The following is a 24122-nucleotide window of genomic DNA, read 5'->3' on the forward strand; positions in this document are numbered from 1 at the left end:
TAATTTGGCTTCATAAATTAAGAAACCCATCCCTCGCTAACGCTTGAGCTAGTAGGTGGTTTTACCTAGTTGCTGTTGGCGTTCACCAAGGGTAGGTTAAGCTTCCCATCAGCATTTGCTGCGGGAGAACTATATTAACGTGATAGCGGAATTCTTACGAAATATCAAGGTGATTGTTGCCTAGCTTCTCAGCTTTCTCATTTTTGAGCAGGGGTCGCAATCTGGCAAGAGAGCAAGAAATTCAGGCCTCAACTGGCAGAGAACGTCAGCAAGAAATGTTAACTTTTGTAACACTACTGCCAGCGGTTGCTGCCATAAAAGTCTTGGGCGATCGCCCACCCGCCAGAAACAGAGGGATAGCTGTCTTGATAAGATAGGAGACGTGCAGGATAGTCTTTGCCAACAACCGAGAAAAGGAGGCCCGCCATGGCGACCGAACGACGGGTGGCACGGGTAGCAGAATTAATCAAACGGGAAGTGAGCCAGTTGTTAATGTATGAAATCCGCGATGAGCGCGTGGGGGCGGGCATGGTCAGTGTCACCGATGTGGAAGTTTCCGGTGATTTGCAGCACGCCAAGATCTTCGTCAGTATCTACAGCACCGATGAGGTACGGCGCTCAACCATGGCCGGCTTGAAAGCGGCTTCAGGCTTTGTGCGACGGGAATTGGGGCAGCGCATTCGCCTGCGGCGGACACCGGAGGTCGTCTTTATTGAGGATCGATCGCTGGAACGGGGCAGTCGCGTTCTTTCGCTACTGAATCAAATTGGGCAACAGCAGAGTGCTGCAGAGACTCCTGAAACAGCGTCTTAGGTGCGGCTTGGTCTTGCGGGAACCGATGCAGTAAGGTAGTGCCTCGGCGGTAGGGAGGAGCTTTTGCTGCGCTGGGGAGGTGCCAGTAGGGTTTTCAGGATCACAAAGGCCGCAATGCCAATTAAGAAGTAACCAAAGCCCTGCTGAAGTCGCTTGGCAGAAATGCCGTGACTGAGATAGCTACCGATAACAGAACCGCTAGCGGCGGCTAAGGTGAGGGTCAGGGTTAAGTGGGGATCCAAGCTAACCGTGCCCAGATAGCCCCAAACCGCAGCCACGGAATTGGCGGTGATAATCAGCAGTGAGGTGCCGATCGCCTGCCGCATTGGAATTTTGCCCAATAAAACAAGGGCAGGCACAATGGCAAAGCCCCCACCCACTCCCACCAACCCCGTCAGAATACCCACACCAATGCCTTCGGTGGGTAGCCACAGCCAACAGTACTTACAGACTGGAGGAGCATAGAGCTGGCTCTCAAGGGAACGTTCCGGCGGGGTGAGTTCAGGGGCAGGGGGACGCTGTTGCCGCCGAATCATTAAAATAGCCGCCACCATCATAGCAACGGCAAAAAGTAAGAGTTGCACCGTATCGGTAATCCAAGGCAAGGCTGCCAGTCGTGCCCCAAGATAGGCACCCATCATGGTTGCCGAACCAAAAATCAGTGCCAGACGCAAATTAACGTAGCCGCGCCGCCACTGGGGAATGACTGCCAGTAAACTGACGCTGCCGACAATCACAAGCGTCATCGGGATCGCGACCTTGGTTTCAATGCCCATGACATAGACCAGCACTGGCAGGGCAAGGACAGAACCGCCGCCCCCCAATAGACCCAGACTCAAGCCGATGGCGATCGCCAGCCCATGCCCTATCCAGTAGCTCAGCATGGGTTATTTCACCTGTGGGCGATTGAAGGGCAGCAGTGCCAAAACCCGCGCTAGGGCACAGGTACCGGTGACACCGGCAAAGACCAAACCGGCACCGACAAAGCCCGACAGGAAGAAGAATCCCGGATTGACGGTAAAGCCCAAGATCACTCCCGTGAGAATCAGACTGCCGGCCACAATTTGCACCTGCCGCATCAGGCTGATGGGCGCACTAACCGCACCCGTGATCGGATAGCCCCCCTGTTTCCAGCGTTGAATGCCCCCTTCAAGGTTTTTCAGATTTGCGAACCCCCGCTGGGCAAGGATTTCGCAGGCCATGCGCGATCGCCGGCCAGATTCACAGTAGAGCACCACCGGGGTGTCAGAATTACAGGCGGGTTCAAGTTCCTTCACATTGGCCAAAGGACAGAGCAGCGCTCCCGGAATGTGGGCATTGTTGTATTCGCTTGGCTCCCGCACATCAATGAGCAGTACCTGCTGGCGTTGCAGGGCAGCGTGCAGTTGAGCCGCAGAAATGAGGGGAGACTCAGTCGTTGCTGTGGTCATCGTCGTTGGTTCTCCAGTGGTTACTCAGGGTTGGCTAGACAGGGGCGATCAGGGGTCAAAGGACTAGACGGCGGCGGCAACCATGCCACACTGTTGGTTAGCGGGCACCGCTTCCATAATTTTCTTGGGATCCGGCAGGTTCAGGTTGGCCATGAACTCAATGAACTGCTGGCGATCGCGACCGACAAAGCGGGGATTAAAGCGTTTTTCTTCACCAATGGTGGAAACGGTGTGACCGCGATAGTCATGGCCGGGATAGACCAATGTGGTGTCTGGGAGCGTAAAGAGCCGCTGTGTTACCGCATCGTACATTGCGCCTGCATCGCCACTTTGGAAATCAGTGCGCCCACAGCCACGGATAAACAGGGAATCCCCCGTCAGCAGGTGGGTACCATTCACGAGGAAGGCCATGTGGCTATCGGTGTGCCCCAAGGTGGCGATCGCCTGAATCGGAATGCTACCGACGTGAATCACTTCACCGTCTTTAATATAGCCATCGGCGCAGTCCACATGGGCATTTTCGGGCACAAGGGTTTTGCAGCCTGTGCGTTCGCGGACTTTGCCCGCCCCGGTAATGTGGTCGGCGTGGACATGGGTTTCGAGGCAGTAGCGCAGTTTCAACCCCAATTGCTCAATTAACTGCACATCCCGATCCACCTGTTCAAGGACGCTATCCACCAAGGCGGCCTCACCCGTGGCTTCATCGGCAATCAGGTAAGAATAGGTCCAAGTGTCGTAGTCAAAAAGTTGGCGAAACAGCATAACGGACTCCTTTATGGGGTATCGCGTGAGGGGAATCGTGCAGACTTAAAACGGTGACGACTTTAGCCTAGTCAATCTAAATATAATTTTATAACTATCTAGTAAATAAATGTCAAATGCCCCCTAGTCCCATTCCTGAGGCAACAGACCCATTTACGATAGGAGAAGGCGGTTTAGAGCACTGGGGATGTCCACACTACAGCAAATTACCCCTTGGCAGCGGGTCACAGAGGAGCTAGCAGCCATTGTCGGCAAGGGGAGCGTCATCAGTGATGCAGCAAAAGCCCTTGTGTATGAGTGCGATGGGCTATCCATGTATCGGCAACGACCCAAACTGGTCGTGCTACCGCAAACCACTGCCCAAGTCTCTGCCATCCTCAAGGTGTGCGATCGCTACCGTATTCCCTTTGTTGCCCGCGGTTCAGGGACGGGGCTATCGGGGGGAGCCTTACCCCACACCGAGGGGATTCTCGTCGTCACCTCCCGCATGAACCAGATTCTAGAGATTGATCTGGCCAACCAGCAGGTGGTTGTGCAGCCAGGGGTAATCAATGCTTGGGTAACGCAAGCCGTTGCCGATCAGGGCTTTTACTATGCCCCGGATCCCTCCAGTCAAATTATTTGTTCCATTGGCGGCAATGTCGCTGAAAACTCTGGGGGCGTCCACTGCCTGAAGTATGGCGTGACCACGAATCATGTGCTGGGACTGACGGTGGTGTTGCCCAATGGTGAGATTGTTGAACTGGGGGGTGCGGCCCCAGAAATGCCCGGCTACGATCTCATGGGTGTCTTTGTTGGCTCCGAAGGGACGCTGGGAATTGCCACAGAAATTCGGCTGCGGATTCTCAAACAGGCGGAGGCGATCGCCGTGCTATTGGCGGACTTCACCACGATTGAAGCAGCGGGAGAAACGGTTTCCGCGATTATTCGGGCGGGGATTATTCCCGCTGGCATGGAAATCATGGACAACCTCAGTATCAATGCCGTTGAGGATGTGGTGGCCACCAATTGCTACCCCCGCGATGCTGGCGCCGTACTCCTAGTGGAAGTGGATGGCCTAGATGCCGAAGTGCCCATTTTGCAGGAGCGCGTCACACGCATTTGCTATGAACAGGGAGCACGCCATGTAACGGTTGCTACAGAAGCTGAAGATCGCCTCCGCCTTTGGAAGGGTCGCAAAGCGGCTTTTGCGGCTGCGGGTCGCCTCAGTCCTAATTATTTTGTCCAAGATGGGGTGATTCCTCGCAGTCAACTGGCCACCGTCCTCAAGGAAATTGAACAACTGAGTCAGCGCAGTGGCTATCGCATTGCCAATGTTTTCCACGCTGGGGATGGCAATCTGCATCCCTTGATTCTCTACGATCAGGCAGTGCCGGGCGCCCTTGCCGAGGTGGAGGCTCTAGGCGGTGAAATCCTCAAGCTCTGTGTGCGCTTGGGGGGCAGCATTTCCGGTGAACACGGGATTGGTAGCGATAAGGCCTGTTTCATGGGTGAGATGTTTAGCCCAGCAGATTTAGAAACGATGCAGCAGGTGCGCTCCGCTTTTGATCCCAAACGCCTTGCCAACCCCGAAAAGGTGTTTCCCACACCCCGAACCTGTGGCGAAGCCGCCCATCAACTTCAAGATTTTGCCGGTATTGAGGCCTTTTAGCAAAATGAGTGCAAAAATTCCAGTCACGATTATCACGGGTTTTCTAGGGAGCGGTAAAACCACCCTAATTCGGCAGTTGCTTCAGAATGCAGCGGGCAGGCGCATTGCCGTGATTGTGAATGAATTTGGTGATGTCGGTATTGATGGCGAACTTTTGCAGTCCTGTTGCGATCGCACAGCGGGCATCTGGGAACTCACCAATGGGTGCCTCTGTTGCACAGTGCAGGAGGAATTTTTGCCCACCATGCAAACCCTCTTGGCACAACGGCAGGAGATTGATCACATTGTCATTGAAACCTCTGGACTCGCCTTACCCAAGCCGCTCGTGATGGCTTTTCGTTGGCCGCAGGTGCGCCATGCCGCAACCGTCGATGGAGTGGTGACAGTGGTAGATGGCGTTGCCTTGGCAGCCGGTCAAGTGAGTGCTGATCTGGAGGCGCTCTTTGCCCAAAAGGCAGCCGATCCTAGCTTGGCGCATGAGGACACCCCCCTTGAGGAACTCTTTAACGATCAACTGGCCTGTGCCGACTTGGTCATCCTCAGCAAGGCGGATCAACTGACTCCCGATCAGGTAGAGCTGCTCATCGCTGAACTGCGCACTCAATTGCCCCCACGGATTAAGCTGCTGGCGGCTCACCAAGGACAGGTGCCGGCGGATCTGCTGCTGGGATTTAATGCAGCGGTGGAGGAAGACTTGGGGCAGCGACCCAGTCACCATGATTTTGAGGAGGATCACGAGCACGATGCAGAGATTCAAGCCATTTGTTTAGAGATGGGCAGTTGCGATCTTCAGCGCCTGCGGCAATCCCTCGAGCGCTTGCTGCAAGTACCTGACATTTACCGCATTAAGGGATTTGCGGCCATTGAGGGCAAACCCATGCGTCTGGTGGTGCAAGGGGTGGGTCAACGGTTAGACTTGTTTTACGATCGCCTGTGGCAAGTGGCAGAGCCACGCCAAACCCGTGTGGTGGTGATTGGTCGTCAGTTGGATCAACAGGAGCTGCTGTCCCATTTTGCCTAGGAAGCTATGGCCAGCCTTCAGGACATCATTGACCGCCAACTGCGCCAACTGTTGGGTAGCAGGGCAACGTGGTTCATTGATATCGGCGATCGCCACCTCAGCATCTGGGTTGAATCGACCACTTTAGAGCCAACAGATTTAGATCGCCTATCTAGGTGGGGCAAGACCCTTTGGCAGCAGTGGCAACGGGGTAGTGTTCTGATTTTTGCTGCTGAGCCTCGTCAACCGTTTCCCTACTGGTGGACATCTTGGTCTGTTGCCTCAGCCACACCGCAGGCCACTCAAATAGGTGAAACGACTGCGGGCGATCGCTTTATTATCTGCGGCCTTGGCAGTTTAGGGCAATTTTGTATCCAAAGTCTGCGCCGCTTTGCCGGTGAGCATTTGGCTCTAGAGATTCGTGCCATTGAACGCCACGCCAACATTGAGTGGGAAATTCCGCAGTTGACGGAGTTGCTCAGTGAACCTGTGATCATCGGTGATTGCCGGCAGGAGGCGGTTCTGAAAGTGGCTGGGATTGATCGCTGTCGTACCTTACTGGCGGTGACCAGTGATGAGGCCACCAATATTGCGACGGCGATTGTGGCTCGGCGCTTAAATCCCGATGTCCATCTTGTGGTGCGCTCTAGTCGCGATAATCTCAATGCCCTCCTAGAGAAAAAACTAGGGAGCTTTGTGGCGCTCAATCCTACCGAACTACCAGCTCCTGCCTTCGCCCTTGCAGCCCTTGAGGAAAATATCCTTGCTGCGTTTACGATTGAGGGGCAGCAGTTTCGCGTCTTTCAACAACCCATCACCGCCGACAGTCCGCTGGTGGGTACCCCTGTCCATCGCTGGCAACGCCGTCACCAACGCCTCATTAGTGTGCGCTCGTGCCATGCCCAATCCTCAATCTTCCAGCCAACGCGCCCCCACCGCCTCTTTAACCATTGGCCGCCGGATTTGTGCTTTGCGGTGGGCGATCGCCCGATTTGGATTGAACGGGTAGAAGTGGTGAAATCCTTGCCCATCCCTGACCCCAATCCCATCCAGCGCCGCATTCAGCAGGTGCGCCAACTGCCTGAGCAGGTAGAACAATTCTGGCAGTGGCTCCATGGCGATCGCTCTCGTGAGTTGATCTTCAATGGCCTTTGGATGGGCAGTGGTCTGTGGCTTGTGACCGCGATCTTGCTGCGCTACAACGTCCCCGAACTCACATGGCAAAAAGCCTTTGCTGCCGGGTTTATTCTCCTTTTGGGGGGCTTTGGCGATGTTTTTGGCGGGCTAGAAAACGATCCGATTCCCCCTTGGCTGCTGGTGGTCTGTATTTTGGTGGCGATCGTCAGCCTCCTCTTTATTGTCGGTGTCTTGGGACTTTTGGCGGAAAAGCTGCTGCAAGCGCGGTTTGACTTTCTCAAGAAACGTCCCCCCCTGCCCACGGCGGATCACGTGATTGTTGTTGGCTTAGATCGCATTGGTCAACAGGTGGTGCAAATCCTACGTGCCTTCCGTCAACCCCTTGTGCTACTGGTGGACAACCCAGAGCAAACTCAGCTTTTTGAAGACCTGCCCATGCTCCTTGGCAACATTCCAGAAAAGCTCCCCCAAGCCCATTTGGAGACCGCCAAAAGTGTGGTTCTCACCACTGCCGATGAAATGTTGAACCTAGAGGCAGCCCTCATTGCTCGTCAAGCCACGGAGCAGCGGGAATCCCCCATTGGGTTGGTCATTGGCATCTATGATCCCAGCCTCACTAATGATCTGCGGGATCTCCTACCACGTGCCCGCCCCCTCTGTGCCTATGCCCTTGCTGCTGAGGCCTTTGCCGGTGCCGCCTTTGGCGAAACAATGTTGGGTCTGTTTCAAATTGACCAGCAGACGGTACTGATTGCCGATTACACCGTTACTGCCGGCGACACCCTTGAGGGCAAGTTGATTGGTGAGGTGGCCTATGGTTATGCAGTCATCCCCATTTTCTACAATCGCCATGAGCAGTTTCTCGGCGGTGAGATCAGTCATCAGTTTTTGCCCAGTGATACGCTGCAACTCACGGTGGGCGATCGCCTGATTGTTTTAGCAACCATTGATGGCCTACGGCGCATTGAACAGGGCAAAATGGCGCCCCGCCGTCTCTGGCGGCTTTGGGTCGGTCATCCTCGCAACGCGGAAGCTGCCCTAGAAATTGGCAATCTGATCACCAAGATTACGGGTCTGCCCCTGCCGCGATCGCGCACCTTTATCCAGCAACTGCCTGCGACACTGACTCTTGGACTTTATGAACCCCAAGCCTTTCGCCTCGGTCAACAACTGCAAGCCCTCGCCCCCGTGCGCCTCTTTCCCTTAGTGGATCAGGAAACTGCGTAGGTGAAAATCGGCTTCACCTTTTCACCCCAACCGATGCCATGGGGGAGGGCTCATGCGTTTGTTGTGTTGGTTAGGACACTATGCGCCGTCAGCCCCTCTATCTTGAAGGCACAACCATTGGCACAGCGGCGTTAATGCCACACCGTAGGTTCTAGTTTCTGAGCCTCTTATTGATAGGGGATGATCGTTGCCCTTAGCTTTTGTAGTATCTTTGGGAATTCTAGCCCTCAGGCTAAGATATTGATTAACAATCGTCAATTAATCTAAGTTGTTCCCATGAGTGGTAACCGTCAGCACCATCTACTCAACATTGAGGACGAAACGGGTAAGCGCACGATCCCTTTGGAGGCGGCAACCTACTCCATTGGCCGCGATGTCACCAATGCGATCGTGATTCATGGTCACGGTGTCTCACGGCAACACGCGCTGCTGCTGCGGATTCCTTCACCAAATGGCTATCGCTACCGCGTCGTGGATGGCAATGCTGAGGGTAGGCCCAGTGCCAACGGTATCCTAGTGAATGGCCAGCGGGTGCAAAGCCATGAGCTAAAAGATGGAGATGAGATTAACTTTGGCGGTTCTGTCAAGGCGCACTATGCTACTGTGTCCATGGGGGAGGCGGAGTTTATTAAGTATTTGAAGAGCGTTAACTATCACAGCATTAAGGCCGTGCCCATGACCTCAACGATTACCCAAGCTGAGGAAGGTGCAGACGATAAAAAATCAGAAGAAGAAACGGAATTTAATGCCACGCCCCCATCGCTGCCAGCCAATGCTACCCCAGCGTCAGCACCCGCCCCTAAATCCTCTCCCCCTTGGTTACTGATTGTTGGTGGGATCGTCGTTGTTCTTTTGATCGCGGGAATTGGCGTTGTGATCATCAATCGACCACCTGCCCCCCAATCGGAAACTCCCACGCAAATGCAGTGATGGCCTATTCCCAAAACTTAGCTCCTGCCCTGAACTCAATCTGGCAGCCGCAACCAACGGCGGATGGCTCTTTTACGTTTTTTTCGCCAGAATTTCAGGAAACGTTCCATAGCCTTGGGGGAGCGCGTCAAGAAGCCTTTGAAAAGTTCGCGATCGCCACCGATTTGCCCCGCAAAGCCCAAGCGTCTCATCTGCGCCTTTTGGACATCTGCTATGGTTTGGGTTACAACACCGCCGCTGCGTTAGAGGTGATTTGGCAGCACAATCCCACCTGTCAAGTTACAGTTATTGGCTTAGAACTGGATCTGGGCGTTCCCCAAGCAGCCTTAGCAGTCATGCCCCCTTGGCCAGCATCGGTTCAAACGATTCTTGAAGGACTCGCTCAGCAACAGCAGGTGAGCACCCCCCACTGTGAGGCACAGCTTTTAATTGGGGATGCTCGCCAAACCATTCAAGAGCTTGTTCGCCAAGGATTCCAAGCAGATGCCATTTTTCTTGATCCCTTTTCACCCCAGCGCTGTCCGCAACTCTGGACAGTGGAATTTCTGCGTCTGGTGGCTCAGTGTCTGGCACCAACGGGGCATTTGGCCACCTATTGTCGTGCTGCTGCCGTTCGTGCCGCTTTGCAGGCGGCGGGTTTACACCTTGGAACGCTACCACTTGTTGCCCCCCAGCAGAGTCATGAGTGGGCACAGGGCACCGTGGCTCGCTGGCAAGCCGATCAGCTTATTCCGCTGTCGCTGATGGAGCAGGAACATTTGCAAACCCGCGCGGGTATTCCCTACCGCGATCCGCACCTGCGGGATAGTGCGGAGATGATTCGATCGCGCCGCCAAGCGGAGCAACAAACCGCTAACCGTGAATCCACCAGTCGTTGGCGACACCGCTGGGGCATTACTTAGGGCGGGTATAGGCCACCTTGAGACTCCACAGCAGCAACCCCAAGGTCATCACAGAAATCAGCGCCCCCCACAGCCAATAGGGGAGCCAGAGGTACCGTTGGAGAAGCCCTGTATCGGAAAGCTGCCCCCCCGGCATGGCATAGGTAAAGAGGTAGTCCACCTGCTGAAATGTGCTAATACAGGCTTGCACCCCAAGGAATTGAATCGAAATCCCCTTGAGCCAGCGATTGCCGCGATAGGCCACCAGCAGAATGGCAATCCCCACCAATGTCATGAAGACAATGCCAAAGAGCGATCGCACCCACAGCAGCACTGAGGCGAGAATAATGATTCCTAGGGCTTTGAGGCAAATATCTGTGGCGCGATGAGAGCGGCTCGACAAAATAAAGACACTGCCAGCGATCGCGGGTCCTAGAGGTCCGCCAATGGCGACTAAGCCATGTCCCAAATTGCCCAGCAGCACCTCGCCCCCGTAGCGCGCAAATCCTGAACCACTGGGATAGATGACTAATTCGCGAAAGTAGCCCCCCAACAGAATCGCCGTGAGGCCATGCCCCATCTCGTGGAACCATGTGGCCAAGATTGTAAAGGGATACAGCAGATAGTTCCCCAAGGGAATCTGCCAAAGAAGAATCGTGACAAGGGCGGCGATCGCTAGCAGCAGTGCCGAACGAGGTTTCTCAGGGTCTGAAATATCCAGCGGCGTGGATTTGGGGTCTGGACGATAGCCAAACATACGCTCCCCAGCATGGATTACCGCTTCGGTGCCAAAAACATGATCATATTGCGCCCCTCTTGCTTGGGTGCCTGCTGCACTTCGGCCACCGCTTGCAGGTCATTGGCCATACGGTTGAGGAGTTCTTCGGCTAGGTGGGCGTGTTGAATTTCCCGCCCGCGAAAGGTCACAGTGGCCTTCACCTTGTCTCCAGCCTTAAGGAAACGCTCGGCGCGGTTGATGCAAACGTTGTAATCGTGTTCTTCGATTTTGTAGCGCATCTTCACCTCTTTGACATCGGAGGTGTGCTGCTTTTTGCGGGCTTCCCGCGCCTTCTTCTCCTGCTCAAAGCGAAACTTGCCGTAGTCAATAATTTTGCAAACGGGGGGATCTGCCTTGTCACTGACGAGAACAAGGTCAAGTTCCTTTTCACGGGCGATCGCGATCGCCTCTTGGGACGACATAATCCCCAATTGGGAACCATCACTATCCACCACCCGCACCCGAGGAAAACGGATGCGCTCATTAATCATGGGTTGTTCTTGCTGTGTTTTCTTGGTAAGAGCCACTGGTACCTGTACTGTCGTTGATAAAGGTTGGTGCAAGGACTGTCCTAGGCTCTAAGGTGAGCCAGCAATGACCCCCTGCCCCTTGCTCTACATCTTAGCGGAGGATTGCCAATAGGAGCTATTCTCGATTTCGCCTAGATACACAGAAACTAATTATTAAAGCAGCACTCGCCATAGGGGCCTCTAGGCTAGACTGAGGATGTTTATTGCCCACTCTGGGTGACATTGTAAGGTCTGAGGTATGGTGCAACGGCAACTGTTCACGTCAGCTCTCCTAGGCAGTCTTTGCTTCCTTGCTACCGCCTGTGGCCAACCAAAGGCAACGGCTCCCCCACCAGCGGCACGGGTGAAACTTGCGGCGGTTCAAACGGAAACCCTTTCGCAAACCGCTGTTTACAATGCCTCTTTGCAATCCCGTGAGTCGATCACGCTACAACCCCAAGTTTCGGGTCGAATCGCCCAAATCAATGTTCAAAACGGCCAGTTTGTCACTCAAGGCCAGCCCCTCATTCTTATTGACCCCTCAGAACAGCAAGCCGTTGTGGCCAGCAATTTAGCCGCAATTCAATCTGCCCAAGCCAATGTAGAGAATGCCCGCTCGATCCTCCGCGCCCTTGAAGCCCAGCGCCGCTCCAATCTGGCCACCGTAGAGTTCAATCGGATTCAAGCGCAACGCTATACAGCACTCTTTGAAGAAGGGGCTGTTTCCAAAGAACAAGCGCAATCCTTCATCACCAGCTTTCGCACTGCCCAAGCAGCACTCCAACAAACCGAGGCGGATATTCGTGCCCAACAGGCTACCATTGCCCAGTTAGAAAAAGCTCTCTTGGCTGCCCAAGCCAATGCCCAGCAGCAGGCCGTTGTCCTGAATTGGTTTCAGGTGCGTGCTCCCTTTAGTGGTGTTGTCGGCAATATTCCCCCCAAAGTGGGCGATTTTGTAACGCCCCAAACCGACCTCCTTACCCTGACCTCAAATCAACCCCTAGAAGTCTATATCCAAGTGCCCATTGAGCAAATCCCCCGCATTCGGATGGGGACGCCGGTGGAATTAATAGACATGAATGGCAATGCCGTCGGTACGAGTTCTGTCTTTTTCATTGCCCCCAATACCACAAACAATACCCAAACCATTTTAGTGAAAGCGCTCTACGACAATACGCGGAATAATCTCCGTGCCGATCAACAAATTCAAGCCCGCATTATTCTCGATCAGCAACCGGGGATTTTGGTGCCGACCACGGCGGTATCCAATCTTGCCGGGCAAAACTTTGTCTTTGTGGCCGAAAAAGACGCCGAGGGCAAAATGATTGCCAAACAAAAGCCCATTCAAGTGGGGGCAATCCAAGGAAATAGATATCAAGTTTTTGAAGGCCTCAAACCGGGAGAGCAAATTGTTGTCTCGGGAATTCAGCGCTTGCGCGATGGTGTGCCCATTACTCCTGAGTCCTAAAAGAGCATGATTAGCGATTTTTTTATTAAGCGCCCGGTTTTTGCCACGGTTTGTTCTCTGCTGATTATTTTGGTGGGGACGATCGCGCTGCCAACGCTGCCCATTGAGTATTACCCTAACGTTACACCGCCAACAATTCAGGTGTCTGCCAACTATGCAGGTGCCAACGCTGAAACCGTTGAAACGAATGTCACCACGATCTTAGAAACGCAAATTAATGGCGTGGAGGGGATGGATTACATTGACTCCACCAGTGACAGCTTTGGCAACAGCAATATCACGATCACCTTCACTGAGGGCTATGACCAAAACATTGCAGCGGTGGATGTGAATAACTTAGTGGCATCAGTCACCTCCCAACTGCCACCAGAGGTCATCAACACTGGGGTAAATGTCAGCAAATCCACAAATCAGATTGTTTTGGCCTTAGCCCTATACCCAGAGGAGGGATACAACTACGACGCCACATTCATTAGTAACTACGCGACCCTCTACGTGGTGCAACCCCTGCAACGTCTGAACGGGGTAGGGCAGGTTCAGGTCTTTGGTCAACGCACCTATGCCATGCGGATTTGGCTTGATCCCAATCGCTTAGCCAGTCGCGGTCTGACGGCTCAGGATGTGGTGCGTGCCCTCTCCGATCAAAATGTCCAGGTGGGAGCCGGGATTATTGGTGCCCCCCCAGCACCAGAGGGACAGGAGTTTCAAATTTCCATTCAAGCCCAAAGTCGCTTGGCCTCAGAAGAAGAGTTTGCCGACATTATTATTCAGCGCGGCGACGATGGTTCTGTGATTCGCATTCGCGATGTCGGTCGCACCGAGCTAGGAGCACAAAACTACAACACCAACTTTCAGTTTGATGGCCGTGACGCCGTTGGGATTGGTATCTATCAACTCAGTGGTGCTAATGCCCTCGACATTGCCCGCGCTGTCGAAGCGGAGATGGCTGTTTTAGCTGAGAAATTTCCCCCCGGTCTGAAGTGGAGCGTGGGATTTAGCACCACGGATGCGGTACAGGAATCAATCAAAGAGGTGGTCATTACACTCATTGTGGCCATCATCCTTGTCATTGCCGTGATCTTTTTGTTCTTGCAGGATTGGCGTGCCACGATCATTCCCTCGATCACGATTCCCGTTTCCTTGGTGGGCACCTTTGCCTTTATGAAGGCTTTTGACTTCTCAATCAATAGCTTGACCATGTTTGGTCTCGTGTTGGCCACGGGGCTGGTGGTGGATGATGCCATTGTGGTCGTGGAAAATGTCACCCGTCTCATGGAAGACGAGGGCATGACCCCCCAAGAAGCTGCCAGTCGCTCGATGGAGGAAGTGACAGGGGCACTGATTGCCACCTCGTTGGTAATGATGGCGGTCTTTATCCCTGTGGCCTTTTTTCCGGGGGTCACTGGGCGGCTCTATCAGCAGTTTGCTTTGACGATTGTTTTTGCGATCGCCCTTTCTACGTTTAATGCTTTAACCCTCTCTCCCCCTTTGTGCGCCCTGCTCCTGCGGCGGGAACGCCCCCCGATGGCGAACTTTATTTTGTTTCGCTGGATTAACCGCTTTCTCGATACAATGCGGCGGGGCTATGAACGCAACCTGACTGTGGTCGTGCGCCTAAAATACTGGGTGCTGGCAGGCTTTGTGGCACTGCTGGGGGTGACCTACGGGCTGTTTCAGATTGTCCCCGGTGGCTTTGTCCCCGAAGAGGATCAAGGTTATTTTGTTACCCTTGTGCAATCGCCTCAGGGGGTGTCCCTCGAATACACGAGCAATATTGTCTTCAAAGCAGCGGACGCGATCGCCCAAAATCCAGTGGTCGAACATACCTTTGCCATTGGCGGTTTTAGCTTCTTCGGCATAGGTTCAGACAAGGGGATTATCTTTACGAGTCTCAAGCCCTGGTCACAGCGGCCAACCCTTGATCAGTTGCTGCCCCAGTTTCAGAAGGCCGTCGTGGGTGAACTCGGAGCAGTGGTGTTTTCATCCAATGTGCCGACCATTAACCTTGGTGGCAGCGGCCTTGGCGGCTTTGATATGCAGGTGATGGATCAGCAGGGTCTCGGCCTTGAAGCCCTTGCGAGTTCAGTGAACGAGCTAATCCTCAAAGCCAATGCAACCCCCGGCCTTGTGTCAGTGAATACCCCCTTTGCCATCAACGCTCCCCAGTTAAATGTAACGGTCGATCGCACCCGCGCCCTTGCCTTGGGGATTCCCCTCAAGGACATTTTTAATGCCATGCAGATTTACTTGGGGTCGTTATACGTTAACCAATTCACGATTTTTGCCCGCAGTTACCAAGTGATTGTGCAGGCGGATAAGCAGTTTCGCGCGAATCCCGATGACATCAACCGCATCTATGTACGCTCGGAGCAAAATGCGCTCATTCCCCTCAGTAATCTCGTCACGATTGAACAGGTCTCGGCACCGCCGATTATTTATCACCATAACTTGTTCCGTTCGGCGGAGGTGACTGGTCAAAATGTGCCACCCCTCAGTGATAGTCAAGCGATGATGACAATGGCATCCTTGGCTCAGGAGGTTCTCCCCAATGGCATCGGCTATAGCTGGACGGGGTTATCCCTAGAGTCCACCCGCTCCGCAGGCCAAGCACCGTTGATTTTTGGCCTTGGTCTCGTGTTTGTGTTCCTCGTGCTCTCGGCGCAGTACGAAAGCTATATTGACCCCTTGATCATTATCCTTTCGGTGCCTTTGGCGATCATGGGCGCTTTGTTGGCACAGTGGTTGCGGGGGCTGAGTAATGATGTATTTTGCCAAATTGGTTTGGTGATGCTGATTGGCCTCGCCAGTAAGAATGCAATTCTGATTGTGGAGTTTGCCAACCAAATTCGCGAAAGCAAGGGCACGTCCATTGTCAAGTCGGTGATCTATGCCGCCGAGGAACGGCTGCGCCCCATTTTGATGACGGCCATCTCCTTTATTCTGGGCATCTTCCCGCTGGTCATTGCTACGGGTGCTGGGGCAAAATCCCGTCACTCCTTGGGAACAAGTGTCACAGGCGGCATGCTTGCAGCCACATTTCTCAGTTTCTTTGTGGTGCCGATCATTTACATCCTCATTAAGGAACTAGTGGCGCGGCTGACCAAGGAGAAGCTTGAGGAAGCAACCCCAACGGAGTCTTAACTTACTTTACAATTCGCAAAACGCTTGTATTGTGGGGAATGATCCTTTCGCTCGTTGGTGATCATGCCCAAACAACTGGATTTGCTGACCTCTGGACAGGTGATCCCAACACCACTGCACAGTGAAATGCAACGCTCCTATCTGGAGTACGCCATGAGTGTGATTGTGGGGCGGGCACTACCAGATGTGCGGGATGGGCTAAAACCAGTGCATCGGCGGATTCTCTATGCCATGTATGAGTTGGGGTTGACGCCCGATCGCCCCTTTCGCAAGTGTGCACGGGTGGTGGGGGATGTGCTGGGGAAATATCACCCCCATGGGGATCAAGCGGTCTATGAGGCACTGGTGCGCTTGGTGCAGCCCTTTAGCAGTCGCTATCCCCTCTTGGCAGGGCATGGCAATTTTGGCTCCATTGATGATGATCCTGCGGCGGCAATGCGCTACACGGAAACGCGCTTGGCAGCGATCGCCCACCGCACGCTACTGGAGAATATCAGCGACGCCATTGTGGATTTTGTCCCCAACTTTGACAGTTCCCAAGAGGAGCCATTGGTGCTGCCGGCGCAACTGCCGATTTTGCTGTTGAATGGCGCAACGGGAATTGCTGTGGGCATGGCCACAAACATTCCACCCCACAATCTGGGGGAAGTGGTGGATGCTCTGATTGCGCTTATTGACCGTCCCCATCTCTCCCTAGAGGAACTGCTCACCCACCTGCCGGGACCGGACTTTCCCACGGGGGGTGTGATTGTGGATGGGGCAGCATTGCTGCGCGCCTACGCCACGGGTCGAGGGACGATCACCCTGCGGGGGGTGGCCACCCTTGAGGATATTCAGCCCGGACGCGGCCGCCACCGTCGCCAAGCCATTGTGGTGACAGAGCTACCCTATCAGGTGAATAAGGCGGCATGGATTGAGAAGGTGGCGGATTTGGTGAATCAAGGTCGCCTTGAGGGCATTGCCGATCTGCGGGACGAAAGCGATCGCGAGGGGCTGCGGGTGGTCATTGAACTGAAGCGGGATGCCTCAGCGGCACAACTCTTGGAGCAACTCTACCGCCTGACGGCCCTACAAGTAACCTATGGCATCAACTTGATGGCACTGGTGGGCAATCAACCCCGCCAACTCTCCCTTAAGGAGATTCTCAGTGAGTTTCTGCAATTTCGCGAGCAGACCCTGCTACGGCAATATCGCCATGATCTCGAAACGGCTCAAGCCCGCCAGCATGTGGTGACGGGACTCTTAATCGGCCTCAATGCCGTGGATCAGGTGATTGAGATTTTGCGATCGGCAGCGGATGGCAGTACTGCTCAGCGGGAATTGATGACCCGCTTGGGTTTGAGCGATCGCCAAGCCAGTGCCCTGATTGCCATGCCCCTACGCCGCCTCACTCAACAGGAGCGCCAAGACCTAGAACGGGAACAGGCGGAGCTACAAGCGCGGATTGCCCAGTTGGCAACCCTGATTAGCCAGCGTCCTGAGCGCCTCAAGGCACTGAAGAAAGAATTGCGGCAGTTAAAGAAAGCCTTTGCCGATCCCCGCCGCACTCAAATCCTCACGGCAGCGCCGCCGCCCCCCACCGCCGTGGAGACCAATGATCGTGACGATACGCCCCTCTGGGTCGAAGTGAATCATCGCGGTTACGGGCGCTGTCTGTCCCAGGGCAGTCGGGGGAGTCTCCAGTGGCAAACGTGGCTACCGTGGTCAGAGCCATTGCCTTTGGCCTTCTCGGTACAGGCTAGCGATCGCCTGTGGGTGTTTACGGAAAGTGGCAAGGTGTATCCATTGCCCGTAGAGCGATTACCCGTTACCAGCCGCCGTGAGAGCGATCGCGGGCAACCGCTGCTGACCCTCTTGCCGGAGTCGGCGCAAGGGGAAACCCTCCTGACGGTCGTGCCCAGTCAACCCCCAGCAGAGAAGCTGATTTTGCTGACGCGCCAAGGCCGCACTAAGGTCATTCCAATCTCAGATCTGCAAGACCTGAGCGGGCGGGGTCTGCAACTGATGAAACTCAAGGCGGGGGATGCCCTCGGTTGGGTACTGCCTGCGGATACGGATCACTTAGTGTTGGCCACCTCGCGGGGGCGGGTCTTTCACTTTTTCATCCCCGACATTCCCGCTTTAGGGCGGCTGAATCCAGGTCAAGCGGCGGTGCGCCTCAGTGGGCAAGAAACCTTGGTGGGGGCGATCGCCCTGTCGGAACTGGAGAATGTGATCCTCGTTACCACTTCAGGCCTTGGTAAACAAGTGCCGCTGCCCCTAATGGAAGTTGTGCCCCTTGGTCATTTAGGCCAGTTGGCGATGCCTCTGCGGCAAAAAGCGGATCGCTTGGCGGGCATTGGCCGTGGCGGTAGCCCCCTGGCACTGGTGACGAACCAAGAGCGAGCCTGGATCACCAACGGCGAGGAGATCCCCATCCTCAATAAAGAGGCGGTAGGGGTGGCGATCGCTCCCCTTGATCCGCAGGAACAGATTCAGGCGGTGGTGCCGTTGGCCTGATCAGTTCAAGCCACTGACCACAGACCCGCAGGTGGTACCCCCCCGGCAGCGTTGAGGTTTGGCTGCCATTACCTGCCGTGATCAGAGGACGCACCGCTTCAATCAGGCTGAAATCAATGCCCCGTTTCAGGTGCTGACGCAAAAATCGCTGGATCAAGCGGCGTTGCAGCGCAAGGGGCAATTCCCGTAGGCGCAGCCGCTCCAAGGCAGGGGGATGCTCGCGGATCACGGTGGGGGCAAGACGCTCCACCTCAGCCTCGAAATAGGCGCGATCGCTAGCCAGCAGTTCAGCGGTTTGGGCAAGCACCTCTTCCACATTCGGATTAAAGTGCGCTTGCAGATAGGGAATTAACTCCAAACGCAGCCGATTGCGGCGATAGTTGAGATGGTGGTTCGTTGCATCCTGCCAGACGGGTAACCCGTAGGTTTGGCAAAAGGTAGCCGTTTCCGCTCGCGTCATCCCTAGGAGTGGACGTACTAACTGAATCGCACCCAAAGCACGGCTAGGTAAGAGGGTGGCTAGGCCATCGGGGCTGGTGCCGCGCAGTAGATGTAGTAGGAGACTTTCGGCGCGATCGCTCTGGGTGTGGGCGGTCACCACATGGGTGCAATCCAACGCCTTGGCCACGGTCTCAAAGACTTGGTAACGCCATGAACGGGCTGCGGCCTCAGTTTTCGGCAGCGGCGGCGCACTCACCACCTCACAGGGTAGATGCCATTGCTGCGCTAGCGCTTGGACAAAATTTGCATTGGCAGCGCTATCTGCCCGCCAGCGGTGATCACAGTGGACAGCCGCCAAAAACCACTGCCAGTAGGGCTGTAGATCCAATAGCAGGCGCGTTAAACAAACGGAATCTTGCCCCCCCGATAGAGCAATCAGAATTCGTGCCCCCCTAGGGAGCCATTGTTGGGTTTTTAAGGTGGTATGCAGGCGGGCGTGGTAGATGCCCCACACGGGCAAAAAACCGCTAGAAAAACCAACCGTAGGAGTGTAGGCCTTTCCCCAGCAGGTTCACCCCCAAGTAGCACACCCAGACCACCCCAAAGCCAACGGTGGCGAGAATGGCCGGCTTGCGCCCCTGCCAATCACGGGTCATGCGGGCATGGAGATAAGCAGCATACACCAGCCAGACAATCAGTGCCCAAGTTTCTTTGGGATCCCAACTCCAAGGCGCCCCCCAAGCCTCATTTGCCCAGACCGCACCAGAGATAATGCCGATGGTTAGCAGTGGGAAGCCAAGACCAATCATGCGGTAGCTCAAGTTATCGAGGGTCTCAGCCAAGGTGAGGCGTTGCAAACTCAATTGCAGGGTGGGTTGGGTCAGTACCGTGGTGCCGCCGCCCCCAGTCGAGGGTTCTAAGGAAGGTTCTGGCGCGCGACTGCGGAAGCTGCCTGTGCCCACAGAGCTGCCCTTAAGGCTGACGGGTTTGCCCCATGTGACCACTAGGAAGGCGATCGCCAGCAGTGACCCCACCATCAACGTGGCATAGCTGAGCATCATCACACTGACGTGCATCATTAACCAGTTGGACTTCAGGGCAGGCACCAGGGGCGCTGACTGCTGCATTTCCGGGGGGAGCGAGAGAGCCGCAAAAGCCGTAATTCCCATGGCAACAGGTGCAGTAACAACCCCCACAAGGCGCTGGCCACTGATGGACTCGGCGACAAAGTGCATGGCTGTCAAACCCCAGCACAGGAAAAAGAGGGATTCATAGAGATTGCTGATGGGAAAGTAGCCCCCCTCAATCCAACGCGCCGCCAGCAGGCCCGTAATACAGAGATTGGCGATCGCCATCCCCGTGCGACCCGCAGCCGTGAGAACAGGCCATTGGGGAAACGCTGCCCCACACCAGTAGAGCAACATCGTGATCAAAAGCACCGCAAAGGCACTGTTATCGAGCCAACCTTCTAGGGTTAATAAATCCATAGCTTTTTATTTTGCCAGCCTGCTACTCTTTTGTATTGTACTGTCCGAACCGTGCTTTTCTGGGATAGTGGCGCATCTCCCATTCTTGTGAAAAGGGTTGTACCACAATTTCAGCCTGAATCCCTATAATCAGGGGTGAAGAATCATCATGTTCTATTGTGCTGCTGCTGGAGCGAGAACCCCATGAACGAGCTACGGGCTGCGCTGGAATTGGCGACGGAGGAGGAGTTGCAAGACCTAACAGAAATTCTGTTTCGTCGTCGGCTCAATCCCTTGGACTATCTCACAACGCCGGATCCCATTGCCGTCCAAGCTCAGGATCGCCAAGCATGGCTCGATGATATTGAGGAGCGGTTTCGCTTTTTGGCGGCAGATGGTCTGACAGTACTCAAGGGCAAAGCACAGCAAATCAGCTATCGGCAAACGTTGATGCGGGTCTGTCGCTATCTGAAAATTAAGTTTTCCCCCAGTTGGACAGTCCCCGAACTGGAAATGGAAATCTTCTTGAATGTGTTGCAGCGGATGTGGAAAAAGCTGGGGGATGAGGATCGCAAGGTCTTGGCTGCCCAAATCCAAGATAGCTTGCCCGAACTGCGCAACGGCCACCCGATTTCTATGGAAACTGTACGCCTGATCCTAGAGGGAGGCGCGGCGATCGCCATCAGTTCTGTTGTCCGCTCCATGGTGGTGCAGCAGGTGGCTCGTCAATTTGCCATTCACTTTGCTGGGTACAAGCTCTCCATCACTCCCTTGGTGTCTCGGGGCGCTGCCGTGGGAGCCGCTAAATTTGCCCTCGGTCGCAGCGTCTTAGCCTTTGCCAGTACAGCTTTGTGGGTGTGGTTTATTGCCGACTTGGGTTGGCGTGCCATTTCCACCAACTATGCGCGCATTATTCCCACCATTTTCGCGATCGCCCAAATTCGCCTCCTACGCGGTGAGCAGGCATCCCAGTGGGCAATGGCCTAGAGTGTGATCACCCGCTCTTTGTCCAGGGTGAGCAGTTGCCGCAGTTGATCGAGGTTGAGTTCGGTTAACCACTGTTCGCCACTGCTCACAATCATGTCCGCAAGCGCTTTTTTCTGCTCAATTTGCTCGTGGATCTTTTCTTCAAGGGTACCCGTGCAGACAAATTTGTGGATTTGGACAGTGCGGGCTTGGCCAATGCGGAAGGCGCGATCGCTGGCCTGATTTTCAACCGCGGGGTTCCACCAGCGATCGTAGTGAAAGACATGATTGGCACGGGTGAGATTTAAGCCCACGCCCCCCGCTTTTAGGGAAAGAATAAAGACCGTGGGTGCCTCAGGATCGTGCTGAAAGCGTTCCACCATGAGTTCTCGCTGCGCTTTGGGGGTGCGTCCCGACAGGAAAAAGATCTCCTGCTGTAGTGCCTTTTCGAGATAGGTTTTCAGGTGGGTGCCAAATTCGGCAAATTGGGTAAAGACAAGAGCGCGATCGCCCACTTCCTGAAGCTCTTGCAACATTTCTATGAGGCGTTGCAATTTACCCGAGCGATCGGGGGCATAGTCTTCCTGTTTGAGATACTGGGCGGGATGGTTACAGATTTGCTTGAGTTTGGTCAGCGTAGCCAAGATATGGCCGCGCCGCTGGATACCTTCACTATTTTCAATGGCAGCAAGGGAGTCTTCCACCACCGCAGTGTAAAGCTGCATCTGCTCTAGGGTGAGACCGCAATAGACCAGCATCTCCTGTTTTTCGGGCAGGTCTTGGATAATGCTGCGGTCAGTTTTCAGGCGCCGTAGAATGAAGGGCTGAACATAGGTGCGCAGGGCGTTGAGGGAGGTAGTGTCACCATAGCGTTCAATGGGTCGCACATAGCGGTGCTGAAAGTAGGTGCGATTGCCCAAGTACCCCGGATGCAGAAAGTCCATAATCGACCAGAGTTCAAGCAGGCGATTTTCTAGGGGGGTTCCCGTCAGGGCAATGCGAAACTGGGCGGAGAGTTCTCGTGCCGCTTGGGACTGCTGGGTGTTGGCATTTTTGATGTTTTGGGCTTCATCGAGGACCAGATGCTGCCATGACACCTGTTGCAAGGTGGCGCGATCGCGCTGCAGGAGGGCATAACTGGTGAGAATCAGATCGTGAGTTTCGACGTTTTTCAGAAATGCCTTGCCCTTGGGGCGATCGCTGCCGTGGTGGACATAGGCACGCAATGTCGGTGCAAATTTTTGGCACTCCCGTAGCCAGTTGCCCAGGACCGAGGTGGGACAAATCAACAGTGTCGGTCGGTAGGCACGTCCTGCTTCCTTGAGGTGGAGCAAAAAGGCCAACAGTTGAATCGTTTTCCCTAAGCCCATATCATCGGCCAAGCAAGCCCCCAACCGCCAGCGTTCCAAGAAACTCAACCACGCCACCCCTCGCGCTTGGTAGGGACGCAGTTCACCACAAAATTCCTGCGGTGTCGGCACTGGATCAAGGGTTTGTTTACCCGTGAGGCCATCGAGTAGTGCCTGAAGGGCAGCATTGGCGTCTAAACCAAGAATGGGTAACTTGGCCACCGTTACCGTATCCCCGGTGGCAATGCGCAGCGTATCGGCAAGGGAGAGCTGGGTCTTTTGGGGAGACTGGAGAAACTCTTGAGCGGCCTTGACCTCTTGGGGACGCAGCAGCACCCACTCACCATTGAGATAAACAAGGGGACTCTCTTGGCGGCGCAGTTGATCAAAATCTGCTTCCGAGAGGGGATGCTGCCCCAACTGTAATTGCCACTGAAACTGCATCAAGCTCTCAATACTCAAGCCGCTGGTGGCGGTGGGCGGCAATGAAGCAATCATCCTCAGACCCAAGCGATGCTGGGCGCTATTGCGGCGCAAACTCGGCGGCAAAATAATTGCAACCCCCTGCTGCTCAAGGAGCGGAATGGCACTTTGCAAGAAGGCATAAACTTCCGTGGTTTGCAGCGTCAGACCCACAGGGGAGGGTTCTTGGAGACTGCGATCGAGGGGACGATAAATGCGTGAGGCCAAACCCAGTCCCCGCAGCAGGGTTTCTTGGGGCTGCCAGAGCACTTGTCCGTGATAGAGGAGGGACTCTTGCGTACATTGCCAAATCTCGGCTGCCGCCAGCATCGTTTCCGTTTCGCCCTCCGTTTGTAGGCCAAAGGCCAAGCGCCAATCACCCTCGGCAGTATCTGGGGGCACCAGTTGCAGTGCCAAGCGCCATTGGGGGCGCAGATCCAACTGCTCGCGGTAGGGTTCTTGCCAACGTTGGAGCCGTTCCACAAAAGAAGGTGGCAGTTCCGTTGCTTGCCCTGTTTTGAGGAAAGTCAGCCAGTGACTATGCTCCTTAGCCAAGCCCACTTTGGGTAACTCTAGGGTGGCAAGGGCAGTGTGGAGATAGCCCTGCAAGGTGTGGTGCAGAAAATCTGCCAATAGATCGGTGGCATGGGGCGGAAACCGCAGCGCCGTGGCATCAGTTTGATAACAGCGACATAAATGCGGCATCCGTTGGCTAAATTGCCGAAAGCGATCGCGATCGCCCCCATGGGTGAGCAGAATCCGCCACCCTTCAGCCGTAGGCAAGTATTGGCCGCGCACAATTAAATCCAGTAACCAGCGACTAACGTGCAGCCAATAGCGCAGATCATCGCCAATAGCAGCGCTTTCGCGACCCTGAAGACCCAGTTGATGTAGTTGCTCTAAAACCCCTGAGGCAGGAATCGCCCAACCCGGCACCTGCCAGAGAAACAGCGGTTCGCCGTTGACTTCCGCTAGGGGAGGCGGTAATAGGTGATGCTCCTGAATCTGTGCGGGCAAAGCAGCATAGGCAACACTCGGACTGGCCTTGACCAGCGGAGGTGTCTTCAGTTGGGTGGCATAGGGATAAACAGGCACAGCAGTCGGAACCCAAGGCGTGATTGCCTGAGTGAGCGATCGCCATTCTTCTGCCCATACAAAAAAGCGCGGCGTCGGCGTTGCCAGCCACGTCCCATGGAAAACAGCCATGCCAAT

General features: G+C 54.8%; 19 protein-coding genes. 10 read left to right on the forward strand and 9 right to left on the reverse strand.

Annotated elements, in window-relative coordinates:
* Nucleotides 1-293: 293 nt before the first annotated feature.
* Complete coding sequence (locus RHH27_RS00780) at nucleotides 294-428, reverse strand: hypothetical protein (RefSeq protein WP_302678592.1); 135 nt, start codon at nucleotides 426-428, stop codon at nucleotides 294-296.
* Here RHH27_RS00780 and rbfA point away from each other — a divergent pair.
* The gene (rbfA, locus tag RHH27_RS00785) at nucleotides 427-813 is read left to right on the forward strand and encodes a 30S ribosome-binding factor RbfA (RefSeq protein ID WP_149820016.1); all 387 of its coding nucleotides are present in this window, start codon (nucleotides 427-429) and stop codon (nucleotides 811-813) included. The genes RHH27_RS00780 and rbfA overlap by 2 nt on opposite strands.
* Here the strand turns inward: rbfA and RHH27_RS00790 are convergent.
* The 3 genes from RHH27_RS00790 to RHH27_RS00800 all read right to left on the reverse strand — a co-directional run bounded on the left by RHH27_RS00790 (nucleotide 810) and on the right by RHH27_RS00800 (nucleotide 3005).
* Nucleotides 810-1697, reverse strand: a complete 888-nt coding sequence (locus tag RHH27_RS00790) for a sulfite exporter TauE/SafE family protein (protein WP_302678593.1) — start codon at nucleotides 1695-1697, stop codon at nucleotides 810-812. The genes rbfA and RHH27_RS00790 overlap by 4 nt on opposite strands.
* Nucleotides 1698-1700: 3 nt before the next feature.
* Nucleotides 1701-2243 (reverse strand): rhodanese-like domain-containing protein, encoded by a 543-nt coding sequence (locus tag RHH27_RS00795; protein WP_206200642.1) that lies wholly within the window; start codon nucleotides 2241-2243, stop codon nucleotides 1701-1703.
* Nucleotides 2244-2306: 63 nt separating this feature from the next.
* On the reverse strand, nucleotides 2307-3005 hold the full coding sequence (locus RHH27_RS00800; protein WP_024124642.1) for an MBL fold metallo-hydrolase: 699 nt from the start codon (nucleotides 3003-3005) through the stop codon (nucleotides 2307-2309).
* Nucleotides 3006-3192: 187 nt separating this feature from the next.
* Here RHH27_RS00800 and RHH27_RS00805 point away from each other — a divergent pair, with 187 nt between their 5' ends.
* From RHH27_RS00805 to RHH27_RS00825, 5 genes are all read left to right on the forward strand, one after another.
* Nucleotides 3193-4656 (forward strand): FAD-linked oxidase C-terminal domain-containing protein, encoded by a 1464-nt coding sequence (locus tag RHH27_RS00805; protein ID WP_302678594.1) that lies wholly within the window; start codon nucleotides 3193-3195, stop codon nucleotides 4654-4656.
* Between the two features lie 4 nt (nucleotides 4657-4660).
* A complete protein-coding gene (gene cobW / locus RHH27_RS00810) occupies nucleotides 4661-5677 on the forward strand; it encodes a cobalamin biosynthesis protein CobW (RefSeq protein ID WP_302678595.1) in 1017 nt (338 codons plus the stop codon).
* A 6-nt stretch (nucleotides 5678-5683) separates the two neighbouring features.
* Nucleotides 5684-8020, forward strand: coding sequence for an NAD-binding protein (locus tag RHH27_RS00815; protein WP_302678596.1), 2337 nt, complete (start codon nucleotides 5684-5686; stop codon nucleotides 8018-8020).
* A gap of 276 nt (nucleotides 8021-8296) precedes the next feature.
* Entirely contained in the window at nucleotides 8297-8950 is a 654-nt protein-coding gene (locus RHH27_RS00820) for an FHA domain-containing protein (protein ID WP_302678597.1), read from the forward strand.
* The gene (locus tag RHH27_RS00825) at nucleotides 8950-9852 is read left to right on the forward strand and encodes a tRNA (5-methylaminomethyl-2-thiouridine)(34)-methyltransferase MnmD (RefSeq protein ID WP_206200647.1); all 903 of its coding nucleotides are present in this window, start codon (nucleotides 8950-8952) and stop codon (nucleotides 9850-9852) included. The genes RHH27_RS00820 and RHH27_RS00825 overlap by 1 nt, the downstream gene beginning before the upstream one ends.
* Here RHH27_RS00825 and RHH27_RS00830 read toward each other — a convergent pair.
* Together RHH27_RS00830 and infC are read right to left on the reverse strand one after the other, a co-directional pair.
* Nucleotides 9845-10588, reverse strand: coding sequence for a M50 family metallopeptidase (locus RHH27_RS00830; protein WP_302677006.1), 744 nt, complete (start codon nucleotides 10586-10588; stop codon nucleotides 9845-9847). The two genes, RHH27_RS00825 and RHH27_RS00830, sit on opposite strands and share 8 nt — an antisense overlap.
* A gap of 17 nt (nucleotides 10589-10605) precedes the next feature.
* Nucleotides 10606-11100 (reverse strand): translation initiation factor IF-3, encoded by a 495-nt coding sequence (gene infC, locus RHH27_RS00835; protein ID WP_225901679.1) that lies wholly within the window; start codon nucleotides 11098-11100, stop codon nucleotides 10606-10608.
* Between the two features lie 277 nt (nucleotides 11101-11377).
* Here infC and RHH27_RS00840 point away from each other — a divergent pair, with 277 nt between their 5' ends.
* The 3 genes from RHH27_RS00840 (at nucleotide 11378) to RHH27_RS00850 (ending at nucleotide 18226) form a co-directional block, all read left to right on the forward strand.
* Entirely contained in the window at nucleotides 11378-12586 is a 1209-nt protein-coding gene (locus RHH27_RS00840; protein WP_206200649.1) for an efflux RND transporter periplasmic adaptor subunit, read from the forward strand.
* A 6-nt stretch (nucleotides 12587-12592) separates the two neighbouring features.
* On the forward strand, nucleotides 12593-15727 hold the full coding sequence (locus RHH27_RS00845) for an efflux RND transporter permease subunit (protein WP_302678598.1): 3135 nt from the start codon (nucleotides 12593-12595) through the stop codon (nucleotides 15725-15727).
* 63 nt (nucleotides 15728-15790) lie between these two features.
* Entirely contained in the window at nucleotides 15791-18226 is a 2436-nt protein-coding gene (locus RHH27_RS00850) for a DNA topoisomerase (ATP-hydrolyzing) subunit A (protein ID WP_302678599.1), read from the forward strand.
* On the opposite strand, the gene tilS is transcribed toward RHH27_RS00850, so the two are convergent.
* A complete protein-coding gene (gene tilS, locus RHH27_RS00855; RefSeq protein ID WP_302678600.1) occupies nucleotides 18147-19181 on the reverse strand; it encodes a tRNA lysidine(34) synthetase TilS in 1035 nt (344 codons plus the stop codon). The genes RHH27_RS00850 and tilS overlap by 80 nt on opposite strands.
* A 13-nt stretch (nucleotides 19182-19194) precedes the next feature.
* Entirely contained in the window at nucleotides 19195-20154 is a 960-nt protein-coding gene (ccsB, locus tag RHH27_RS00860) for a c-type cytochrome biogenesis protein CcsB (protein WP_206200653.1), read from the reverse strand.
* A gap of 183 nt (nucleotides 20155-20337) precedes the next feature.
* On the opposite strand from ccsB, the gene RHH27_RS00865 reads away from it, so the two are divergent.
* Nucleotides 20338-21120 (forward strand): YaaW family protein, encoded by a 783-nt coding sequence (locus RHH27_RS00865; RefSeq protein WP_190278036.1) that lies wholly within the window; start codon nucleotides 20338-20340, stop codon nucleotides 21118-21120.
* On the opposite strand, the gene RHH27_RS00870 is transcribed toward RHH27_RS00865, so the two are convergent.
* Complete coding sequence (locus tag RHH27_RS00870; protein ID WP_302678601.1) at nucleotides 21117-24116, reverse strand: DEAD/DEAH box helicase; 3000 nt, start codon at nucleotides 24114-24116, stop codon at nucleotides 21117-21119. The genes RHH27_RS00865 and RHH27_RS00870 overlap by 4 nt on opposite strands.
* Nucleotides 24117-24122: the final 6 nt, after the last annotated feature.

Source organism: Thermosynechococcus sp. PP555, assembly GCF_031583225.1.
Lineage (GTDB): Bacteria > Cyanobacteriota > Cyanobacteriia > Thermosynechococcales > Thermosynechococcaceae > Thermosynechococcus.

Excerpts from the sequence above, each read along its gene's own strand:
- rbfA (WP_149820016.1), top strand. The coding sequence starts at position 427 with ATGGCGACCGAACGACGGGTGGCACGGGTAGCAGAATTAATCAAACGG.
- RHH27_RS00780 (WP_302678592.1), bottom strand. The coding sequence starts at position 428 with ATGGCGGGCCTCCTTTTCTCGGTTGTTGGCAAAGACTATCCTGCACGT.
- RHH27_RS00790 (WP_302678593.1), bottom strand. The coding sequence starts at position 1,697 with ATGCTGAGCTACTGGATAGGGCATGGGCTGGCGATCGCCATCGGCTTG.
- RHH27_RS00795 (WP_206200642.1), bottom strand. The coding sequence starts at position 2,243 with ATGACCACAGCAACGACTGAGTCTCCCCTCATTTCTGCGGCTCAACTG.
- RHH27_RS00800 (WP_024124642.1), bottom strand. The coding sequence starts at position 3,005 with ATGCTGTTTCGCCAACTTTTTGACTACGACACTTGGACCTATTCTTAC.
- RHH27_RS00805 (WP_302678594.1), top strand. The coding sequence starts at position 3,193 with ATGTCCACACTACAGCAAATTACCCCTTGGCAGCGGGTCACAGAGGAG.
- cobW (WP_302678595.1), top strand. The coding sequence starts at position 4,661 with ATGAGTGCAAAAATTCCAGTCACGATTATCACGGGTTTTCTAGGGAGC.
- RHH27_RS00815 (WP_302678596.1), top strand. The coding sequence starts at position 5,684 with ATGGCCAGCCTTCAGGACATCATTGACCGCCAACTGCGCCAACTGTTG.
- RHH27_RS00820 (WP_302678597.1), top strand. The coding sequence starts at position 8,297 with ATGAGTGGTAACCGTCAGCACCATCTACTCAACATTGAGGACGAAACG.
- RHH27_RS00825 (WP_206200647.1), top strand. The coding sequence starts at position 8,950 with ATGGCCTATTCCCAAAACTTAGCTCCTGCCCTGAACTCAATCTGGCAG.
- RHH27_RS00830 (WP_302677006.1), bottom strand. The coding sequence starts at position 10,588 with ATGTTTGGCTATCGTCCAGACCCCAAATCCACGCCGCTGGATATTTCA.
- infC (WP_225901679.1), bottom strand. The coding sequence starts at position 11,100 with ATGATTAATGAGCGCATCCGTTTTCCTCGGGTGCGGGTGGTGGATAGT.
- RHH27_RS00840 (WP_206200649.1), top strand. The coding sequence starts at position 11,378 with ATGGTGCAACGGCAACTGTTCACGTCAGCTCTCCTAGGCAGTCTTTGC.
- RHH27_RS00845 (WP_302678598.1), top strand. The coding sequence starts at position 12,593 with ATGATTAGCGATTTTTTTATTAAGCGCCCGGTTTTTGCCACGGTTTGT.
- RHH27_RS00850 (WP_302678599.1), top strand. The coding sequence starts at position 15,791 with ATGCCCAAACAACTGGATTTGCTGACCTCTGGACAGGTGATCCCAACA.
- ccsB (WP_206200653.1), bottom strand. The coding sequence starts at position 20,154 with ATGGATTTATTAACCCTAGAAGGTTGGCTCGATAACAGTGCCTTTGCG.
- RHH27_RS00865 (WP_190278036.1), top strand. The coding sequence starts at position 20,338 with ATGAACGAGCTACGGGCTGCGCTGGAATTGGCGACGGAGGAGGAGTTG.
- RHH27_RS00870 (WP_302678601.1), bottom strand. The coding sequence starts at position 24,116 with ATGGCTGTTTTCCATGGGACGTGGCTGGCAACGCCGACGCCGCGCTTT.